Genomic DNA, 20,287 nt, shown 5'->3' with positions numbered 1-20,287 from the left:
GCCATGCGGCGCGCGTCCAGCCTATGAAGTCGAGCGTATCGCTATTTTCGCAGCGTCGCCAGATAGTGCTCGAGCGCCTTGATCGCCTTTTCGCGATCAGTCCCTTTCAGAGCGGAGTCTATATCCAACTGCAGGCCATCCTCACTGTTCGAAAGCATGTTCTTCATTGCTTCCTGGACGATGCGAGAGCCGATCACCCTGTACGTCTTGATCGGATAGGCAAAGCCCTTGACGGTCAGAGGAGGCAGCTCCTCAGCTTCGATTTCCTCCTTGACCAGGGCATAAGTCTCGTCAGCCAGAAGTATGCCGCCGAGGTCGGCATGGCTCTGCAATCTTGACGCGAGATTCACCTCGCCGCCTATGATCGTATAGTCCATCCGATCCGCGCTGCCGAAGTTACCCACGGTGCAATAGCCCGTGTTGATGCCGATGCGGAGATGGAATGGCAGGGCAAAGCCGGCTTCGGCCCATTCAGCACGCAGCTCCTGCATCCTGGACTGCATGGAGATCGCCATTCTGACGCATGCGAGTGCGTCTTCCCTGATGCCCCTGGTCTCAGGATCACCAAAAAACACCAGGATCGCATCGCCAATGAATTTGTCGATCGTCGCGCCGTATTCCAGCGCAAGCTTCGCCATCTCAGTCAGATAGTGATTGAGCAGGTCCGTTAGCTCTTCGGACTCGAGCTTGTCGGTCGTCGCCGTGAAGTCGGCGATATCGGAGAAGAAGACAGTCAGCTTCTTTCGGGTGGATGAAATCTCGACGTTTTGCTTACCGGAGAAAATCGAGGCGAAGACCTGTGGCGAGAGATATTTCGACAGCTTGCTCGCCACCGCTTCCAGCGCCCGGTTCTGCTCGCCGATCCGTATGCTCGCCTCCTCCGCCTCGCTCTTGGCGGCTTCCGTGGCCGTATGCAGCCGCGCGTTCTCCAGCGCAATAGACGCAAGCTGCCCGAAACGCTTGAGAAGCTCGACCTCTTCGGTGCCAAACTCGAGCGCCGAGGCATCGTCGTAGGCAATGCCGAGGACACCGATCACCTGTTCGTCAGACTTTAGCGGCACGGCCATAACCGCCCTGATCGTCACGTCGAGCTGGGCAGCGGCAGCCGCCCGCCCCGACCACGTCGCGTATTCGTTGATGACAAGCGCCGCGCCTGTGTGCCAGACCACACCGGCCACGCCCTCCCTGCTCTTGAGCTGCTGGCCGGCGGCCTGTCCCGTATAGACGCCGACGCCGACCATGCGCTGGAGGACCTCCCCGGCTTCGTCTACGAGGTAGACGTAGCCATGCTCCGTGCCGAGCAACCCGGCGGCGCGTGTCGTCAGATCCGACAGCAGCTCGGTCAGATCCAATCTCGCAATCAGTCCAAGCGAGGTATCGTGCAGGGCGGCCAGATATTCGCTCTGGCGGCGAAATCGCAGCGCGAGCTGCTCCTGTTGCCTTCGGCGGTTTTCGAGATCGTCGAGATTGGAGCCCAGTTGCTCTGTCATGTTGTTGAACGTTGTCGCCAGCTTGCCGATCTCATCGCCCGATTCGACCTGGGCGCGCGCGGCGAGATCGCCTTGGCGAACCCGGTCGGCGACGCCCGTCAAGCGCTGGATCGGTCCCGCAATGCTTTCCCGGAAAATCAGCCCCAAGATCAGGCCGAGAAAAGCCGCGGCCACGCCGCCGAGCAGGACAATGCGCTGGGCCGTCTCGAGTTGGTCGCGGCCGCTACCGAGATCTGCCTGCAGCCGTTGCTGTTCCTCATTGGCGATCTCGTCGAGAATTCCAAGCATGCCTTCGGCAAGTGGTACCGCCTGCGTGCGGAAGAGATACAGATCCTCTCGCGCATGGTCGCCTTCAACCGCAGTAAACATCTGCGCGGGGAATTGCAGAAATGCTGCTCGCGTCTTCGACAGCTTGTCAATCAGCTTTTCCTGGTACGGCGTCAGTGCGGCATTCCCTTCCGTTATGTTCTTCCAGGCCGCATCGTTGATCGTAAAGTTCGCCTCGTATTCGTATTTGAAGCTGTCGCGTTTGGTCGTCACATAGCCCCGCAGCCCTGCGACCATGGCATAAAAGGAACTCTGAAAGGACGCGAGATCGGCCAGATACACCATGTTCTCGGGGGTCGCGTCCCGCTTCTGCTGCGCGAGGATCAGCGCTTTCGCGGTTCCGACAATTGTGGCGATCAATGGATTGGCATCCGCGACGAGCAGTTTGAGGGCCGGTTCGCGCCGGAGCTGATCGTTGCGCAATTCGAAAAGGCGGTCCGTTAGCGGCTGCCAGGGGCTAAGCTTTTCGTGGAGCTCGCGCATCCGCTGTGCGACGTCTGCCGCGGGGCCTGGCTGCGGACCGGTTCTAAGGAGATTTTCCAGCGACTGCATATCTTCCAGAAATGCGGCTTTTGCTGAAGTGTAATTGTCACGGTAGCTCTCCTCACCGAGCGCAAGATAGCCGCGGACGGCACTCAGCATCCGTAGTAAGTCGGCCTGCGCCCGCGCCGAGGCGACCGCACTCGGGGCGCTCAGATCGGTTGTTCTGTTGATGCTTCTGACTGCATCGAGGCTACCCAGATAGTTCAAGCCGACAACGAGCAGCGTCAGCGCCGCCAGAATGCCAAATCCGACCGTTAGCTTGCCGCCGATGTTCAGGTTTCTGAGAGCCGGCGAAGCTGCGCGGACGAGCGCATGCAGTGGGGCGACATAGAATGGACGATTTCTTGCGACCAAACGCTCCTCGTGCTCCCCGCCGTCAGCTTCGACCTTCATGGCTTGCGCCGCCAGTCCGCGATGTTCCACGTCTCGGAGTCCCATGGCGTGGGATCGAAGCCGACGATATCGTTGCGAAGGCCCGGGACGTTTGCCCACTCGACAATGGGAATGACCGCGGAATCGGCAATCAGGAGGTCGTTCATCGCCACGAACAGGCCAATGCGCTTTTCCGGATTGATCTCCCTTTCCGATGCGTCGAACAGCGCTTCGTATTTGTCGCTGCAATAGCGGGACTCGTTCAATCCGGACCAGTTGTTGCTTTTCTGGGCGGCCTCCGCGCAGGTCCACTTGACCATATAGCTTCCCGGATCGGGGCTTTTGTTGCCGGTCGCGAATTCCTCGAGATCCGCGTAAAAATGCTGGCTGGTATTGAGGATATCCGGTGCAGGCGAGAAGAAGATGCTCGAGTCGATCTGCTTGTCCTCGACCTTTATGCCGATCGCGGCCAGATCGGCGCCGATGATCTCCTGGGTTTTCTGGCGGACCGTGTTGACGGAGGTCTGGAAAAGAAGGGTGAAGGGGACGCCGTTCTTGTCCCGGATGCCGTCGCCGTTCGTGTCGCGCCAGCCTGCCTCCTCCAAAAGCACGCGGGCCTTGTCCAGATCGAATTCCCAAGTCGTGTTGGGAGAATTGTAGAGAACGGGGGCGACGAGGAGATTTGCGGTTGGCCGACCAGTCCTCCCGTAAAGCGCGGCGATCTTGTTGCGGTCGACAGCCTTCGCCAAGGCGAGCCTCACCTTGGCATCGGCAAGGATTGGGTTGGGAAACTGCAGGCTCGCGCGCTCGCCATCCATTGTCTCACGGTTTGGGTCGGTGAAATTCAGCATGAGGCGCTCGACGTAGGAGCCAAAGTAGAGCGCCACCTTGCCGATCTGCTTCGCTTCAAGCTCCTGCAACTCGGCATCGCCGATCTGCAGGTTCCACGCGTAGTCGACGACGCCGGTGCCGAGCACCGCCTTTGCGGCCGTCTTCGCATCGCCACCACCCTGCAAGGTCACTTCGTCAAATCCCAGACGCGCCCGGTCGCGGTATTCAGGATTGGGCTCATAGATGATCTTGACGGTGTTGACGACATCCTCGCCGATCAGCAGGACGTCCTCGGGGCGGAACTCCTTGAGGCGATAAGGACCGGTTCCGACGGGGGCCAGGTTGGGCGGCGCGTCGACCGCGACCTTGTTGTTATAGGGGGCAAACACATGCTCCGGCAGGATTGTCCCCTGTATGCCGACGAAGGGGAGCGCCCAGGCGGGATCGACGTCCTTGAAGGTTATCTTGACGGTCAGGTCGTCGAGTGCTTCGACCTTGTCGACCGACTTATAGGTTCCAATACTTGATGAGCCTACATCCGGGTTGGTGATGTAGGAATAAGTAAAGACAACGTCCTTCGCGGTGAAGGGGACGCCGTCTGACCATTTCACATTTGGCTTTAGTTTCCAGGTGACCGACCTCCCGTCGCTTGCCACCTGGCCGTTGGTCAAGGAGGGAATTTCTGCTGCGAGGAACGGCACCAGATGTCCTTCGGCATCGAAGCTCGCCAGTGGCTCATATACAACGCGGCTGGCCGTCTGATCCTTCACACCGGGGGCGAGATGAGGGTTGAGAATACTGGGCGCCTGCCAGAACAGGAGCTTCAGGGTCCTATCACCCGAATGCGCCTGCTGTGGAACGACCGTAAGCAGCATGAACGCGGTCAGAATAACGGAGCATTGCGCTGTACTGATACTCGTGCGTGACGTCGTCATTTGCGATGCCAATCCGCGATGTTCCATGTTTCGGAATCCCAGGGTGTCGGGTCGAAGCCTTCAAGGGCATTGCTAATTCCGCTGACGTCAGCCCAGTGCACCAGCGGAATTGCAGCGCTATCCAGAACCAGCAGATCGTTCATTTTCACGAAGATCTGGCGGCGCTTGGCCGGATCGACTTCGATGGTCGAGGCTAAATAGAGAGCGTCGTAGTCCTTGTTGCAGTAGCGTGCCCAGTTCGACCCGGACCAGTTGTTGGATTTTTGTGCCGCTTCGGAGCACGTCCAGCCAATCATATAGCTGCCCGGATCGGGGCTCTTGTTCCCGTAGGCGTATTCTTCCATATCCGCGTAGAAGTGCCGCCGGGAGTTGGTGCTGTCGGAGCCGGAACCGAGAAAGATGCTCGAGTCGATCATCTTGTTTTCGAGCTTGACCCCGATCGCCTGCAAGTTCGCCTTGACGATCTCCTGGGTCTGCTGGCGAACAGAATTGACGGTCGTCTGGAACAGGAAACTGAGAGGCACGCCGTTCTTGTCGCGCACACCGTCACGGTTGGTATCCTTCCACCCTGCCTCGTCGAGGATGGCCTTGGCCCTGTCGGGATCGAACGCCCATTCGCTGTTCGGCGAATTGAAGATTGCCGGCGCAACCAGAATGTTGCTGGTCGCGCGGCCCGTGCGGCCATAGAGCGCCGCGATCTTCTGGCGGTCGATGGCAAGTGCGAGTGCGGTGCGCACATTTCTGTCCAACAATGCGGGATGTGGATTCTGTACGCTCGACCGTTCCCCCTCGGCGGTTTCGCGACTGGGGTCGGTAAAGTTGAGCATGATGCGCTCCACATAGGAGCCCCAGGATACCGTCGCCTTTCCGACTCCGTCTGTTTCGAGTGTTTTAAGCACCGAGTCGTCGACCTGAAGGTTCCAGGCATAGTCAACAACGCCTTCCTTCAGCACGGCGTTGGCCGCGACTGAAGCGTCGCCGCCGCCCTGCAGCGTCACCTCGTCGAAGCTCAGCTGGCCGGCGTCGCGAAAATACGGATTGCGCTCGAAGATAACCTTCACGGTGTTGACGACATCCTCGCCGATGACAAGCACGTCCTCTGTCTGAAACTCCTTCAAGCGATATGGGCCTGTGCCGACGGGGGCCAGGTTTACGGGCGCCGTGGCCGCATCGCTGTTGTTGTAGGGAGCAAATACATGCTCGGGCAAGATCATACCTTGGACGCCGACGAAGGGCAGCGCCCAGGCAGGATTAACGTCCTTGAACGTGATCTGCACGGTGTAGTCGTCAACAACAACGACCTTGTTGATGGTCTTGTAAGGCCCGATGCTCGCCGAGCCCACATCTGGATTGGTGATATAATTGTAGGTGAAGAGCACGTCCTTCGCGGTGAAGGGGTGCCCGTCGGACCATTTGACGCCGTGCCTGAGCTTCCACACGACCGAACGGCCATCAGCGCTTACTGCACCGTTCTCCAGCGTCGGAATTTCTGCGGCGAGGAAGGGAACAAGGCGACCCTCGCGGTCGAAGCTGGCCAGAGGTTCGTAGACGATCCGACTGGCGGTCTGGTCTTTAATACCGGGAGCCAAGTGAGGATTGAGCGTGCTTGGAGCCTGCCATAGCAGCAATTTCAGCGCCTTGTCAGCCGAATTGGCGTATAGCGGAACAAGTGCGGTCGACAGGAAAAGAACAATCGGCAGGACGCAACGCGCCCCCAGAAACTGTCCGAGCCGCAAGCAACACCGAGCTACCCCCCTCATCGCACTCCCCCACGATGGCGCTGCCCGACCGCGCTTCCCAGACCCCACAGCGCGTCAGTATGCGAACATTGAATTGAATTCCTTCCATGTATTCTTGTCACCGCACATGTTGATCCCATCGAGGTCGGTTGGCAATATGAGGGCAGAGCGGCACAGCCTGACGGTCGAAAAATTCGACGACCTTCAGGGGTTGCCCAACGGGCAATGCTGCCACGCTGAGGCGACCTCGCCTCGCGGTTGCTGCGGCAATCCACTGGAAATTCCGCTTACCTCGACAGAGGCCGCATTCAAGGCGCTCGTCCGGAAGGCCTTGCAAAGTGTCTTCGGACGACGCGGCCCTGGACGCTGATAACCGCGGCTTTGGGCCGCCGAGAGCGGAAACCATTGCCGCTCTGGCCTCATGTTGAGCGAGGCCCAAAGCCAGGACACAAAGGTGGCATCCACGGTCGCTCGCCGCGGACAATATCGGGAATTTCAGAGTCGATTAGCTAGGTTATTGACATCACGTGAGAATTTTAACTACGCGCCTCTCCGCGCGACGGCTGTTGCGAACACCGCGCTGGCATCACTGACAAGCTCTACGTGCTGATATGCAGCCTGCCCCGCGGCCGCACCATCCGCTCTCAGGATCGCGGTGACAATCCGGTCGTGCTCCTGATAGGATTTTGCCAGTCGCCCGGGGAGACGGAACTGCGCTCGCCGAAAGGGGGCAAGCCGCGCCCGTGTCTGGGTCACCATCTCCAAGACATGATCATTGTGCGCACCTCGATAAAGCCGGGTGTGGAACTCGGTGTTGTAAACCGAATATTCCTCTTCTGCGCCAGCATGCACGAGCCTCATCGACGCCTTGTGCCCGAGTTCCAGCGCCCGCCGCTCATCGACTGTCATTCGCGCTGCCGACAGCCTGGCGCAGATCCCCTCGAGTTCCGCCATCGCCTCGAACATCGAATGCAGGTAGGTCTCCGTGACGGTGGCGACCACGGCGCTTCGGTTCGGCTCGCGATCGATCAATCCCATGGCACCAAGTTCGCGCAGGGCTTCTCTTACCGGCGTTCGCGAAACGTCGAAACGAGTTGCGAGCGAACCTTCGTCCAGTTTCGCGCCGGGGAGGATCAGTCCCGTGACGATCATGTCGGAAATCGCCCGCACCATCTGTTCGACAGTGGTTCCGGTACGGATGACATGTCTGCGGCCGGCGTGCTTCACGGTGCGAATCTGCTCACTTTGACACTATGCATACAGATGGCGCCCATGGCTCAAGAAGTCAAATGAAGTCATGAAGTGACTGTAAAATCGGTTGTTTCCGCACCATTAAGTCCATCTCACAACCGCGGAGAGCCTGACCTTTCGCCTACCGATGAACATCCAGTAATCTTTGATTACTATTTATGCATTTTATCGATCAATCTGTATGCACTTTCTGCATCAGCGATTCTCCGTTTACCAACAAGCGTTCTTAAACAATGCCTTACCTCTTGGCACGCTCATTGCATGCACTTTTCTGTAACATTTTTTCGAACCGGCCCTTGCCGCAAGGAGCATTCCGATGACCAAACTCCTTCCCATGACCCGCCGCCATTTTCTTCAGGCTTCAGCAGCCGGCGCACTCGCCTTGACCCCGGGCCTGTTGCCTGACCGCGCCCTCGCCCAGAGCGCGCTAACCGTCGGCTTCATCTATGTCGGCCCCAAGGACGACTACGGCTACAATCAGGCGCATGCCGAAGGTGCGGCTGCACTGAAGGCGGTTTCGGGTGTCACGATCGTCGAAGAGGAAAATGTACCGGAAACCGTCGATGTCCAGAAGACGATGGAATCGATGATCAATCTCGACGGCGCGACGCTGATCTTCCCGACGTCGTTCGGCTATTTCGACCCTCATATGCTGGCGATGGCGGCAAAGTACCCGGATATCCAGTTCCGCCATTGTGGCGGTCTCTGGCAGGAAGGCAAGAACCCGATGAATACGGGTTCATATTTCGGCTACATCTTCCAGGGCCAATACCTGAACGGGGTTGCCGCCGGCTACACCTCGAAGAGCAAGAAGATCGGTTTCGTCGCCGCCAAGCCGATCCCGCAGGTGCTGCAGAACATCAACGCCTTCCTGCTCGGCGCGCGCTCGGTCGATCCATCGATTACCTGCCAGGTTATCTTCACCGGCGAGTGGTCGCTTGCCGTCAAGGAAGCGGAAGCGACCAATGCGCTGATCGACCAGGGCGCCGATGTGATCACCTGCCATGTCGACAGCCCGAAGGTTGTTGTCGAGACTGCTGCCGGCCGCGGAGCTTTCGTCTGCGGCTATCACGCAAACCAGAGTCCGTTGGCGCCGGAAAAATATCTGACCGGCGCCGAATGGGCGTGGGGCAACGTCTACACCGATTTTGTCAAGAAGGCACAGGCCGGCGAAAAGCTCGGCAACTTCGTGCGCGGCGGCCTCAAGGATGGCTTCGTCAAGATGAGTCCGCTCGGACCTGCAGTGCCGGCCGAGGGACGCACGAAGTTTGACGCGACGCTTGCCGAGATGACGGCGGGCAAGTTCTCCGTCTTTAAGGGTCCGATCAAGGACAACAAGGGCAACGTCGTCGTCACGGCCGACAAGAGCTATGCCGAGGATGCCATCGAGCTCGAGAGCATGGCCTACCTGGTGGAAGGCGTCGTCGGATCCACGGCCTGAGCCAGGGGAGAAACGCCATGACAGTCGAGGCAAACACGTCTGCAATAGCGATCGCTTCCGATCGACCGTCCGTAATCAGACACATCTTCGAATGGCTCGCACGGCGCGCGGAACCTGTTGTTATCAGCTTCGGTGCAATTCTGATCGGACTGGCGTTCTTCTCCCTCTTCATTCTGGTGATCGGCAAATCGCCGGCCACCTTGTTCCAACTGATGTACACGGGCGGCTTCGGCAGTTGGTTCTCGATCCAGAACAGCCTCAGTCGGGCCGCCCCGCTGCTTCTGACAGCGCTCTGCGTCGCCTTGCCGGCCCGCTTGGGGCTCGTCATCATCGGCGGCGAGGGCGCAGTGGTATTGGGGGGCGTTGCGGCTGCGGCCGCGGCCGTGCCGTTTGTCGGAACATTACCTGCCCTCCTCCTCCTGGTTCTGATGGCGGCGGTAGCGATGATCGTCGGCGGCATCTGGATTGGTTTTGCAGGGTTCCTGCGACACTACCGCGGTGTCAACGAGACGATTTCCTCGCTACTCCTCGCCTATATCGCCATCGCGCTGATGAACCAGCTCGTGGAAGGGCCACTGCGCGATCCGGCGAGCCTTAACAAACCCTCCACAGCTCCCCTTCCCGCGCAAGATATGCTCGGCAAGATCCCCGGAATGGACGTGCATTGGGGGCTCGCCATCGGTGTCGTCGCCTGCATCGTCTCATGGGTGCTGATCGAGATCACGAGCTATGGCTTTGCGGCGCGTATCGCCGGCGGCAACGTTCGCGCGGCCCAGATCCAGGGGTTGCCTGTCGGCCGCCTGATCGTCGGTTTCACGGCAATCGCCGGCAGCTTTGCCGGTCTGGCTGGCATGATCGAGGTTGCAGCTGTCCAGGGCAGCGCCAATGCCTCGCTTGCCGCGGGCTATGGCTATACCGGCATCCTCGTCGCCTTCCTGGCGCGCCACAATCCGCTGGCAATCATTCCGGTCGCCATCCTGCTTGGCGGCATAGACGCATCCGGTGGGCTGATCCAGCGCCGGATGGGCTTGCCCGACGCGACCGTGCTGGTGCTGCAGGGAACGCTCTTCGTCGTAATCCTGTTTTGCGAGACCTTTTACGGTCGCTTCAAGATCTTCAATCCCGACCTCTGGAAAAGGCGCTCATGATGGAAGCAAGCGGCATTGGAATCTGGGGCGTCCCCCTCGCGATCCTTGCAGGCGCGATCCGCGTCTCGACACCCTTCATCTTCGTCAGCCTTGGCGAAACCATCACCGAACGCTCCGGCCGCATCAATCTCGGGCTTGAGGGCACGCTCGTCTTCGGCGCCATGACGGCCTACGCACTCGCCGTGCTCAGCGGTTCGCCATGGCTCGGCGTTTTGGCGGCGATGGGGACCGGCGCGATCTTCGGTCTGCTGCACGGATGGATCTGCAAGTGGCCCAAGGTCAACGACATCGCGATCGGCATCGCCATGATGCAATTCGGCCTCGGACTGGCGTTCTTTCTTGGTAAGCCGTTCATCCAGCCGGCAGCCCCTCATCTGCCGTCGATCCCGCTTGGCGCCTGGTCAAATCTTCCACAGGTTCAGGCGGCCCTGAACATCAACGTGCTGTTCATCCTTGGCGGCCTGCTTGCGCTCTTCTTGTGGTGGGCGTTCAAAAACACCCGGATCGGTCTCGTCCTGCGTGTGGTTGGCGACAGCACTGATGCGGCGAAAGCGATGGGGATCAATCCGGAGCGTGTCCGGTTGCTGGCGACCGGTGTAGGCGGATCCCTCGCCGCCGTCGGCGGTGCCTATCTCTCGCTCTATTACCCAGGCTCCTGGAACGAAGGGATCTCTTCCGGGCAGGGCCTGATGGCGGTGGCGCTGGTAATCTTCGCGCGCTGGAACCCGATCGGCTGCTTTCTGGCCGCACTTCTCTTCGGCGGAGCGGGTGCGCTTGGCCCTGCCCTGCAGTCGGTCGGCGTCACAAAGGGCTACTACCTGTTCTACGCAGCGCCCTACGTTCTGACGCTCGCCATCCTGATTGCCACGTCCTCGCCGACCCGCTCGCTTGCCGGAGCCCCCGGCGCGTTGTCGCTCACGAAATAGAGGATTGCCGTGAATGGTTTCTGCAGTCTCAACACGTCAGGTCAGGGCGCCTCCCATTTTCCCCGCCGCGATTACGTCGTCCTTGATGGCGGCGCCGGTTACGCCCCGTATGCCGGCATGCGCAGCTTCGTTTTCGTCAGCGATCAGTTGACGGGGGAGACGATCAGAAGGTCGTCGACGGCGCATCCCGCGGCTTCGGCACCCAGGCGCGGCACCCGGGTGCGCCGCCTTGGCGAAACCCTCAAACTTGCAGGTGAATAGGAGAAGACAATGGATGCGATGGTCGAAATGAAGGGACACTACATCAATGCCGATCCTTATGCCTGGCCCTACAACGGCGCGCTGAGACCCGACAACACGGCACTCATCATCATCGACATGCAGACCGATTTCTGCGGTCCGGGCGGCTATGTCGATCACATGGGCTATGACCTCTCGCTGGTGCGCGCGCCGATCGAGCCGATCAAACGAGTTCTTTCGGCCATGCGCGCCAAGGGCTACCACGTCATCCACACCCGCGAGGGCCATCGGCCTGATCTCGCGGATCTGCCCGCCAACAAGCGCTGGCGCTCGCAGCGCATCAACGCCGGGATCGGTGACGCCGGCCCCTGCGGCCGCATCCTCGTTCGTGGAGAACCGGGGTGGGACATTATCGATGAGTTGAAGCCGATCGAGGGAGAGACGATCATCGACAAACCTGGCAAGGGTTCCTTTTGCGCTACGGATCTGGAGCTTATCCTCAACCAGAAGCGGATCGAGAACATCATCCTGACCGGCATCACCACCGATGTCTGCGTTCATACGACGATGCGCGAGGCAAACGATCGCGGCTTCGAGTGCCTGTTGATCGAGGACTGCTGCGGCGCCACTGATTACGGCAATCATCTCGCCGCAATCAAGATGGTGAAGATGCAGGGCGGCGTGTTCGGCTCCGTCGCCAACTCCGAAACGCTCGTGAGCCAGCTGCCATGAAGACAGTCCGAGACACTCCGCTCCCGCAACCCGGCACGGCTATAGGCATTGACACAATCGATATGACGATGCGCTTTGGCGCCTTCACCGCGCTCGATCATGTATCGATCAAGGTCCCTGCCGGCAGCTTCCACGCCCTGCTCGGCGAAAACGGCGCCGGCAAGTCGACGCTCGTCAAATGCATTATGGGTTTTTACCACGCGACCTCTGGCTCGCTTTCGGTTGACGGCCACGAGGTGACGATCGCCTCACCGAAGGACGCCAGCAACTACGGCCTCGGCATGGTCTATCAGCATTTCACGCTTGTTCCCTCGCTGACAGGCGCCGAAAATCTTGTCATCAGCCGCGCCGAAGTGCCCACTGTCATCAACTGGGCAAAGGAACGGAAGGACCTTGCCGCGTTCATGGAGCGCATGCCCTTCAAGATCCCGCTCGACCGTCCCGTCAGCGAACTGGCCGCGGGTCAAAAGCAGAAGCTGGAGATCATCAAGCAGCTCTATCTCGGCCGCTCCTTCCTGGTGCTCGATGAGCCGACATCCGTGCTGACACCAGCCGAGGCCGACGAAATGCTCAGCCTCGTGCGTGACATGACCGGGCGCGGTGAGCTGACGGTGCTGATGATCTCTCACAAGTTCCACGAGGTGACAAAGTTTGCAGATGCCGTCTCGGTCCTGCGGCGTGGCAAGCTGGTCGGCAGTGGCAAGGTTGGCGAGATCTCCACATCAGACATGGCGGCAATGATGATTGGCGATGTGAAACTCGCCGAGCTCGATACCCGCGTTCTGGTTTCCGAAATAGCCAAGCCCGTCCTCAAGATGGAAAAGGTCAAGGCGGCCGACCGCTCTGGCCTCAAGACCATCGAGATCGATAATCTGATGGTCCGCTCGGGCGAGATCGTCGGCATTGCCGGCATTTCCGGCAATGGCCAGAAGGAGCTGACGGAAATCCTGGCCGGGCAGCGGCCCGCCGAAAGCGGCCGCGTTACCATCAACGGCGACGCCTATGGCGCGACGCGTCCCGAGACTCGCATGAACAAAGTCCGGTTCATTCCCGAAGAACCGCTTCAGAACGCCTGCGCGCCGCGCATGACGGTCAGCGAAAACCTCGCCTTTCGCACCTTCGACCTGAAGGCAGACGGCAGTGATGCGATCTGGCTTAACAAGGGGTGGATGAGGAAACGCGCCACCGCGTTGATCTCCGACTTCAAGGTGAAGACGGCCTCTTCTTCCTCGCCGATCGCGGCACTTTCGGGCGGCAATGTGCAGCGCGCGGTTCTCGCGCGCGAACTGACCGGTGAGGTTGCCCTGCTAATCGTCTCGAACCCTTGTTTCGGCCTCGATTTCTCGGCCGTCGCCGAAATTCGTGCCCGCATCATGAAGGCGCGCAATTGCGGTACGGCGGTCCTCCTGCTTTCTGAAGACCTCGACGAGCTTCTTGAGATGTCCGATCGCATCATGGTGATTTCTGAAGGCAGGCTGGTCTACGAGACAGAGGCGCGATCGGCTGACATCGGCGCGATCGGCGCTCACATGGCGGGGCATCACTGATGGCAAAGATCAAGGCAGAACCCTTCGCCTTCCCGGTCAGGCACGACCAGCTTGCCCTTATCGTCATCGACATGCAGCGCGATTTCGCCGAACCCGGCGGCTTTGGCGCCAGCCTCGGCAATGATGTCAGTCGCATCACCAGGATCGTGCCTGATGTCAAACGGCTCATCCAGGGCTTCCGCAATGCCGGCTTGCCGGTCATTCACACGATGGAGTGCCACAAGCCCGATCTTTCGGACCTACCGCCGGCAAAACGCGACCGTGGCAGCCCGATACTCCGCATCGGCGACGAAGGCCCGATGGGTCGCATTCTGATCTCGGGCGAGCCCGGCACCGCAATCCTGCCCGAACTCGCTCCCGCCGAGGGGGAAGTCATCATCGAAAAGCCCGGCAAGGGTGCCTTCTATAACACCGAGCTTAGCGAAGTGCTGCAGCAGAGGGGTATCAAACAACTTGTTTTCGCGGGTGTGACGACCGAGGTCTGCGTACAGACCACGATGCGCGAAGCGAACGATCGTGGCTATCAATGCCTGCTCGCCGAGGAGGCGACGGAGAGTTATTTTCCTGAGTTCAAGGCGGCCACCATCGCCATGATCCGTGCCCAGGGCGCGATTGTTGGCTGGACGGCCCATGTCGATGACATTCTGGAAAGCATCACCAATGCCTGAAACGACCCTAGACCTGCTGACCACAGACGGCTGGAAGGAGCTGGAGTTCGGCCCCTTCCGGAAAAACGTGACAATCCACTGGATCCGTCCCTTCGAAGACGACCAGCCAGGCGTTGCCCTGCTGAAATATGAGGCCGGCGCTTCCGTTCCACATCATCGACATGAAGGGCTGGAGACCATTCTGGTCCTCGAGGGAGTACAATCAGACGAGGCAGGCAACTACGGCCGTGGTCGTTACGTCGTCAATGCGCCCGGTACCGAGCATTCGGTCTGGAGCGATACGGGTTGTGTCGTGCTCATTCAGTGGGACCGGCCCGTAACAATACTGGAAGAGGAAAAAGCATGAATTCGACGATACCAGCCTTCGATATTGGCTCGTTGCACGCGTTTTATCGCAGTGGTGGCAGTGTCGCCGCGATGGTCGAAACGGTCTTCGCCCGGATTGCCGCGGTGAACGATCCCGGCATCTTCATTCATCTTGCAGAAAAGAGGTTTCTCCTGGCTGAGGCGGAAAGGCTCGGCAGCTTCGATCCCTCACGACCGCTGTTCGGCATTCCCTTCGCGGTGAAGGACAATATCGATGTCGCCGGCATGCCAACGACCGCAGCCTGCCCCAACTATGCCTATCTGCCGGAACAGGACGCCACCATCGTCCGCCTGCTGCGGGACGCCGGCGCGCTGGTGATCGGCAAGACCAATCTCGACCAGTTCGCGACGGGTCTGGTTGGTGTGCGCTCGCCCTATCCGATCCCCAAAAACGCCATCGATCCGAAACTGGTCCCAGGCGGTTCTTCCTCCGGTTCGGCCGTGGCAACAGCGCACGGCATCGTCAGTTTTGCACTCGGCACAGACACGGCCGGTTCGGGCCGTATTCCAGCAGGTCTCAACAATATTGTCGGCCTCAAGCCAAGTGTCGGCGCGCTCTCGACAACAGGTATCATTCCCGCGTGTCGCACACTCGACTGTGTCTCGGTCTTCGCACTCACGGTCGATGACGCATGGACCGTGTTCAGCGTCACCGCCCAACATGATGAGACGGACCCTTATTCCAAGACCATTGCAGCGACCGGCTACGGGAAGGTTCCGCCGGTCCTCGCCATCGGCGTACCTGTGAAAGCCGAGCTGCAATTCTTCGGCGACGCCGTGATGGAAGAGGCCTATTTCAACGCGCTGTCCACGTTGGAAAAACTTGGCCACAGGCTGGTTGAAATACCCTTCGGCGCCTTCTACAGGGTCGCCAACCTGCTCTATGAGGGCGCCTGGGTGGCTGAACGCTATGCCGCCATCAAGCCGTTTTTCGACGCCGAGGAGCAGAGCCTTCATCCGGTGACCCGCAAGATCTATGGTGCCGCCAGGACACTTTCGGCAGCCGATGCGTTCAGCGGATTTTATGCGCTGCAGGAACTGAAGAAAGAGGTCGCTCCGCTGATCGCATCGGTCGATCTTCTCTGCGTACCAACCGCCCCCACCCATTTTACGCTCGCCAATATCGAGGCCGAGCCGATCCGCGAGAATTCGCGCCTCGGAACGTATACGAACTTCGTCAACCTGCTCGACCTATGCGGTATCGCCGTGCCGACCGGCACGCGCTCCGACGGACTTCCCGCGAGCGTGACGCTGCTTGCTCCCTCCGGTCGAGACGGGCTTGCAGCAACTGTTGCCCGGGATCTTCATCGGGCAAGCGGCATGAGGCTCGGGGCGACGGAGTGGTCGCAGCCTCCCTACGCTCCTCCCGCGTCGGACACTGAAAGTGAGGACCTGATCGATATCGTTGTCGTCGGCGCACACCTGTCAGGCATGCCACTGAACCATCAGCTTACCGATCTCGGTGGAAAATTCTCTCGCGACGCATGGACGTCCGGCGCGTACCGGCTTTATGCGCTCACCGGGACCGTGCCGCTAAAACCCGGCATGACACGTGTTGGCGAAGGCGAAGGAAGGAAGATCGAAGTGGAAGTCTGGAAGCTAACAACCGCTGCTTTCGGTGCCTTCGTGGCAGCCATCCCTGCTCCCATGAGCATCGGAACCATCATGCTGTCGGATGGCACGTCCGCAAAGGGGTTCCTGGTTGAACCACTGGCGCTTGTCGGAGCAGTTGACATAACGAACTACGGCGGCTGGCGGACCTATCAGCGAGAGCTTTCGTTGGCACACAAGGTCGGCTGATGGCCCATCCATGAAATAGCAGGCAATTACAGATCTGTTTCAGTTATCTGTTCGAGACTACCGAAGAACTGGGCGTGTCCTCTGGTCATCTGGATAAATCAGCCAGCGGTTCTCGGAGAAATAAGCTCTCGTGCGAGTCTGCTGGTCAGAAGCCTGGGAAAGGACCAGCGAAAAATTGTAACTGTTCTCCTGGCTGGGCTCTCTTCTGAAGTCAAAATATGCACCAAAGCGCTCATATCTGGTGTCAGCGAGTTTCTGGACCGGGATCAGGGCTTCCTGAAAGTCCCCCCACCCCGCCTGGCCGACGATGACCTCGAAGATGCGCATAAGGGAGGGATCAAGCACCCCCTGATCATCTGTGTTCGGCCCGACAATTCTACCGGTGATCTCAGTGATATCGCCCGATGGATTCCCTCGAACACGCAGAAACGTCGACCGAAGAGGACGGACCTCGTCTCGCTCGTAAATGCGCTGAAAGTAGCACTCGTAGTTCACACTTCGCATGGAAGCGGCACGCCATTGCGTCGTGTCGATGCCCGCGTCACGAAACGCAGTGCAAATCTCAGGCCCCGAAATCCGCCATGTGCGCGAGAACTGGCTTGTCAGTTCAGAAACCGGAGCATCGAAAAGGCGCGTTCCCTTCAACACGTATGGGCGTGCATCGGCACCCACGGCAATCAAGTCGCCGGTCGACCGCGTTAATCGTGCCTGCTTTTGAACGACAGGATATTCGCTTGGTGGAGCGAGATAGCTCCAAAAGTGTGCATTGCTTGATAGCGCGAGGCTCCCCGCAACAGCGAAACAGAGAAGACCGATGAGGGGCGTTTTACGGCTTTTTATCCAGAGCGGCGGCCTAGTTATCCGACTTCCTGAACTCTGGCTTCCCAAATCAAGCACCGTCGTGAGGTAAATGCGAGATCTCTAAGATAGCAGTGGTTGAACTGATATGGAAGATATCGGCCAGCTTGCTATGCTTTTCATGACGTTGATGGTGTCGCCGCCGAGGCGAACACTGCCGCGATCATGGGCTGAGGTTGACGCCCCGGCGTGCAACCATCCTAGCATTTCTGGAGTAGAGTTCCAGAATTGCAAGGAAGCGACGTCCTGAAGCCGCCCTCTAGCGGCAGCCATGCTATTTTTCTTTCAGCCTTTCTAAAGCCGTTCACCCTTTGCCGAGCCGCCGACATACTCCTGGGGGAGGCATCGCTGATCGCTGTTTCCTTGCCCTGCCTGTGCGAACTCCTGTGGATACTGCGAAGGGGTGCGAAGCGGGCAAAACAACAGATTGCGGTAACTGTTTGTGATCTGTTGGACGGCGGGAATGTCGTGATGAAGGGATCGTGCGTTAGCGCTAGTCAGAGGCCCAAGGCCGCGCCATCCTTGCGATGATCAGAGCCGGCAATGTAACCGTCACGGTACCGGCAAACAAGTTGCGCGCCGCCGAAAGCAAAACTGTTGTCGGGACTATTCCGGCTGATGGTGTGACCACGGCTCACAAGGCCGTCAATCGTCGCCTGCGGCATGGTGTGCTCGACTGCCACGTCCCGACCTGAAACGAAGCGCCACCGTGGAGCGTCGCTTGCCGTCTGAGGGTTCTGCCCGAATGCGATCATACGCACGACCATCTGTACATGCCCCTGAGCCTGCATTGGGCCACCCATGACTCCGAAACTCATCAACGGCTGATTATCTTTCATCAGGAAGCCTGGGATTATCGTATGGAACGGCCGTTTCCCGGGTCCAACCTGATTTGGATGACCTTTTTCTGTGGTGAAGCCCAACCCGCGGTTTTGCAGATGGATGCCGGTCCCGGGAATGACAACTCCCGAGCCGAAGCCCGAATAGTTCGACTGGATGTAAGAAACCATCATGCCCTTTTCGTCACAAGCGGACAGGTAGACAGTGCCACCCAGTCTCGCCTCAGACCGTGGCGGAATAAGTGTGATTGTTTTTCCTTTATAATCCAGCTTGCGCTTCAAACGCAGACGGAACGAACCTCACAACAGGGCGGAATCGAGTCTTAAAACCTCAGATCGTCCCGGAAGTCGGTCAGGTGGCGCGAAGTCTCCGATGGCTTTAACCAGGTCCTCCGGACATTGCTCCACCAGTGCCATCACCACCGTCGTTGTCGTGGTAGTCATCGGCGCGCGGCAGACGCAACCGTATGCCTTCGCGGTCCCCTACTTCTGGAAGGACAAAAGCATTGGTCTTGCTCAAAAGTGCCATTGCACCCGGCAGCGTCGTCCAATCGATTGCGTGTGAGTAGCGCTGTCCGAATTCGAGGGTTTTGAGAAGAGTGTCCGGGTTTCCGTAGTTGCTCATCAGCCTAAGTCCCTCCAGATAGTTCGAGCGGTAGACGGTAGGAATGATGATCCGCGCTTCGTTCCCTGCTGACAGTTCGGCATTCATCATAATGCGTGCTGACCTGCCGTTACCGTCGGCAAACGGGTGAACCTCCGCGACCATGAACATCATGAATATTGCCCGGTCCAGTGGCGCTTCGAGTCGTTGGTAGATATCGAATCCTTGTCGTAGGGTTCCGACAACATCTTCTGGCCTGACGAAGATGGTTGCACCTGCTTTGTTGCCGGACGACTTGAATTCTCCAGGCTTCTTTTCGGGACGCCCTTCCATAATCCTCTGGTGACGTTGCTTCAGCAGTTCGAGAAATTCTTCGAAATTCTTGGGTGTTCGACCGTTGTCGTCTGGGTTGGACACCACGGCAAAGGTACCCTGTATATCGTGAGCGTCTGCAGGCCGTTCTGGCGGGATCGCCCCGTTGAAGATGATATCCTCGGCCTCCTCGACCTCGAACTCTGTACCTTCAATAAAGTTCGAGAAATACGCTTCGAAAAAGGCCATGTGCACGGCCGAGGAACCGTTGAGATGAGCGATCCGTGGACTTTGAGGGGCCCTTGCCCTGAGTACGTCGTACATTGAGTTGAGCAGGTCGACCCTCTTGTGATCGAACGGCATCCCGGTTGCATGGGCGATGGCCGAAGGTGCCGAAAGCTTGACGTCCCTCGTCCCGAGGAGCGTACCGATAATGGTATCCAGGTCGTTGGACTCCTTGACCAAACCGAGGACGCGGCCTGCGTCTTTAATCTGGTCACGCAGAAGATTCAGGCCAGCCTCTCCGTTGGTACGAAGATACTTGGTGAGGTGTTCTTCAATCTCAACTCGGGAAGCGGTCCGTGAAACCCCGGTTCGGGCGCGAGAGGACACCATGTTTTCGACAAATGCACGCGCTCGCGACGAACAGTAAAGACTATCGCGCATAGGGAAATCGCCTACCACCCTCCCGACACCTATACGTGCGCGGAGCGTGATACCAGGAAGTTCGACATCCCGTTTTGACCCGGCATCGAGGAAGACTGTTCCGTCACCTGCCGGCTTCATTTCGAGCGCGGTGCGATCAACGATGACAGCGTCAGGAAAATAGAGGGGGACGATCTTCCATACATTCCGCCTGACCAGTTCGGCAGGATCACCCGAGAGATGACTTGTGAACAATCGACTACCGAGGGGCCGAAGCTTGCCAGCTTGCACTGCCCGCGAAATCTGAAGCGAAGTCGCTGTTGTGGACACTATGAAATCTGGAATATCGACCATTTTCTCTCCTTAGCCGCACCCGCGGCGCTGAAAATGCAAAGATTTATGACTTAGCAGATCATCAATGAAAATTTTCAGCACTTAATCATGATGCAACGTATGGATTGATTCTGCATTTAACAAGTCGCGCGTGAGCATTTATGAAAACTTTGGCACTTTAACCAAGTGCCGTTGATGATTTATCCGACTTAGCGTCAATGTATGTCGAGTTTGTATCACACGTGGAAGCAAGGAGCCGATCAATCGGGAATTTGATCGCTCCTCATTTGCTGACCGTTTCAGCATTCGGGTTCTGGATTGCTCGGTCGATGGCGCAACC

General features: G+C 58.8%; 15 protein-coding genes and 1 pseudogene. 10 read left to right on the top strand and 6 right to left on the bottom strand.

The window, feature by feature from the left end; genetic code table 11:
- Positions 1-41: 41 nt before the first annotated feature.
- The 4 genes from FHT97_RS26445 to FHT97_RS26430 form a co-directional block, all read right to left on the bottom strand.
- Positions 42-2,753: an adenylate/guanylate cyclase domain-containing protein gene (locus tag FHT97_RS26445; RefSeq protein ID WP_246712793.1), complete on the bottom strand. Its 2,712-nt coding sequence runs from the start codon at positions 2,751-2,753 to the stop codon at positions 42-44.
- Positions 2,750-4,498, bottom strand: a complete 1,749-nt coding sequence (locus FHT97_RS26440; protein WP_183758995.1) for a peptide ABC transporter substrate-binding protein — start codon at positions 4,496-4,498, stop codon at positions 2,750-2,752. Before FHT97_RS26440 ends, FHT97_RS26445 begins: the two co-directional genes overlap by 4 nt.
- Positions 4,495-6,258, bottom strand: a complete 1,764-nt coding sequence (locus FHT97_RS26435; RefSeq protein WP_183758993.1) for a peptide ABC transporter substrate-binding protein — start codon at positions 6,256-6,258, stop codon at positions 4,495-4,497. The genes FHT97_RS26440 and FHT97_RS26435 overlap by 4 nt, the downstream gene beginning before the upstream one ends.
- Positions 6,259-6,777: 519 nt before the next feature.
- Positions 6,778-7,464, bottom strand: coding sequence for a GntR family transcriptional regulator (locus FHT97_RS26430; RefSeq protein ID WP_183758992.1), 687 nt, complete (start codon positions 7,462-7,464; stop codon positions 6,778-6,780).
- A 340-nt stretch (positions 7,465-7,804) separates the two neighbouring features.
- Between FHT97_RS26430 and FHT97_RS26425 the strand changes: the two genes are divergently transcribed.
- The 10 genes and pseudogenes from FHT97_RS26425 to FHT97_RS31160 all read left to right on the top strand — a co-directional run.
- Positions 7,805-8,929: a BMP family ABC transporter substrate-binding protein gene (locus FHT97_RS26425; protein WP_183758990.1), complete on the top strand. Its 1,125-nt coding sequence runs from the start codon at positions 7,805-7,807 to the stop codon at positions 8,927-8,929.
- A gap of 17 nt (positions 8,930-8,946) precedes the next feature.
- Positions 8,947-10,077 carry an ABC transporter permease gene (locus FHT97_RS26420; RefSeq protein ID WP_183758988.1) on the top strand — a complete coding sequence of 377 codons (1,131 nt, stop codon included), beginning with the start codon at positions 8,947-8,949 and terminating at the stop codon, positions 10,075-10,077.
- On the top strand, positions 10,077-11,003 hold the full coding sequence (locus FHT97_RS26415; protein ID WP_183759042.1) for an ABC transporter permease: 927 nt from the start codon (positions 10,077-10,079) through the stop codon (positions 11,001-11,003). The genes FHT97_RS26420 and FHT97_RS26415 overlap by 1 nt, the downstream gene beginning before the upstream one ends.
- Before the next feature lie 9 nt (positions 11,004-11,012).
- On the top strand, positions 11,013-11,264 hold the full coding sequence (locus FHT97_RS26410; protein ID WP_183758985.1) for a hypothetical protein: 252 nt from the start codon (positions 11,013-11,015) through the stop codon (positions 11,262-11,264).
- Between the two features lie 9 nt (positions 11,265-11,273).
- Positions 11,274-11,975 (top strand): isochorismatase family cysteine hydrolase, encoded by a 702-nt coding sequence (locus FHT97_RS26405; RefSeq protein WP_183758983.1) that lies wholly within the window; start codon positions 11,274-11,276, stop codon positions 11,973-11,975.
- The gene (locus FHT97_RS26400; protein WP_183758981.1) at positions 11,972-13,522 is read left to right on the top strand and encodes an ABC transporter ATP-binding protein; all 1,551 of its coding nucleotides are present in this window, start codon (positions 11,972-11,974) and stop codon (positions 13,520-13,522) included. Before FHT97_RS26405 ends, FHT97_RS26400 begins: the two co-directional genes overlap by 4 nt.
- Positions 13,522-14,190: a cysteine hydrolase gene (locus FHT97_RS26395; protein WP_183758979.1), complete on the top strand. Its 669-nt coding sequence runs from the start codon at positions 13,522-13,524 to the stop codon at positions 14,188-14,190. The genes FHT97_RS26400 and FHT97_RS26395 overlap by 1 nt, the downstream gene beginning before the upstream one ends.
- Positions 14,183-14,536: a cupin domain-containing protein gene (locus FHT97_RS26390; RefSeq protein WP_183758977.1), complete on the top strand. Its 354-nt coding sequence runs from the start codon at positions 14,183-14,185 to the stop codon at positions 14,534-14,536. Before FHT97_RS26395 ends, FHT97_RS26390 begins: the two co-directional genes overlap by 8 nt.
- A complete protein-coding gene (gene atzF / locus FHT97_RS26385; RefSeq protein WP_183758975.1) occupies positions 14,533-16,356 on the top strand; it encodes an allophanate hydrolase in 1,824 nt (607 codons plus the stop codon). Before FHT97_RS26390 ends, atzF begins: the two co-directional genes overlap by 4 nt.
- A 1,188-nt stretch (positions 16,357-17,544) precedes the next feature.
- A pseudogene (locus FHT97_RS31160) lies at positions 17,545-17,688 on the top strand (VapC toxin family PIN domain ribonuclease); the annotation flags it as partial.
- 23 nt (positions 17,689-17,711) lie between these two features.
- On the opposite strand, the gene FHT97_RS26380 reads toward FHT97_RS31160, so the two are convergent.
- Both FHT97_RS26380 and FHT97_RS26375 read right to left on the bottom strand, forming a co-directional pair.
- Positions 17,712-18,335, bottom strand: coding sequence for a gamma-glutamyltransferase (locus FHT97_RS26380; RefSeq protein WP_246712792.1), 624 nt, complete (start codon positions 18,333-18,335; stop codon positions 17,712-17,714).
- A 97-nt stretch (positions 18,336-18,432) separates the two neighbouring features.
- Positions 18,433-19,968 carry a Fic family protein gene (locus FHT97_RS26375; protein ID WP_183758973.1) on the bottom strand — a complete coding sequence of 512 codons (1,536 nt, stop codon included), beginning with the start codon at positions 19,966-19,968 and terminating at the stop codon, positions 18,433-18,435.
- Positions 19,969-20,287: the final 319 nt, after the last annotated feature.

The sequence above is a fragment of the Rhizobium sp. BK399 genome (assembly GCF_014194695.1).
In the GTDB taxonomy this organism is placed as follows: Bacteria; Pseudomonadota; Alphaproteobacteria; order Rhizobiales; family Rhizobiaceae; genus Rhizobium.
This window is presented reverse-complemented; position numbering and strand designations above follow the sequence as displayed.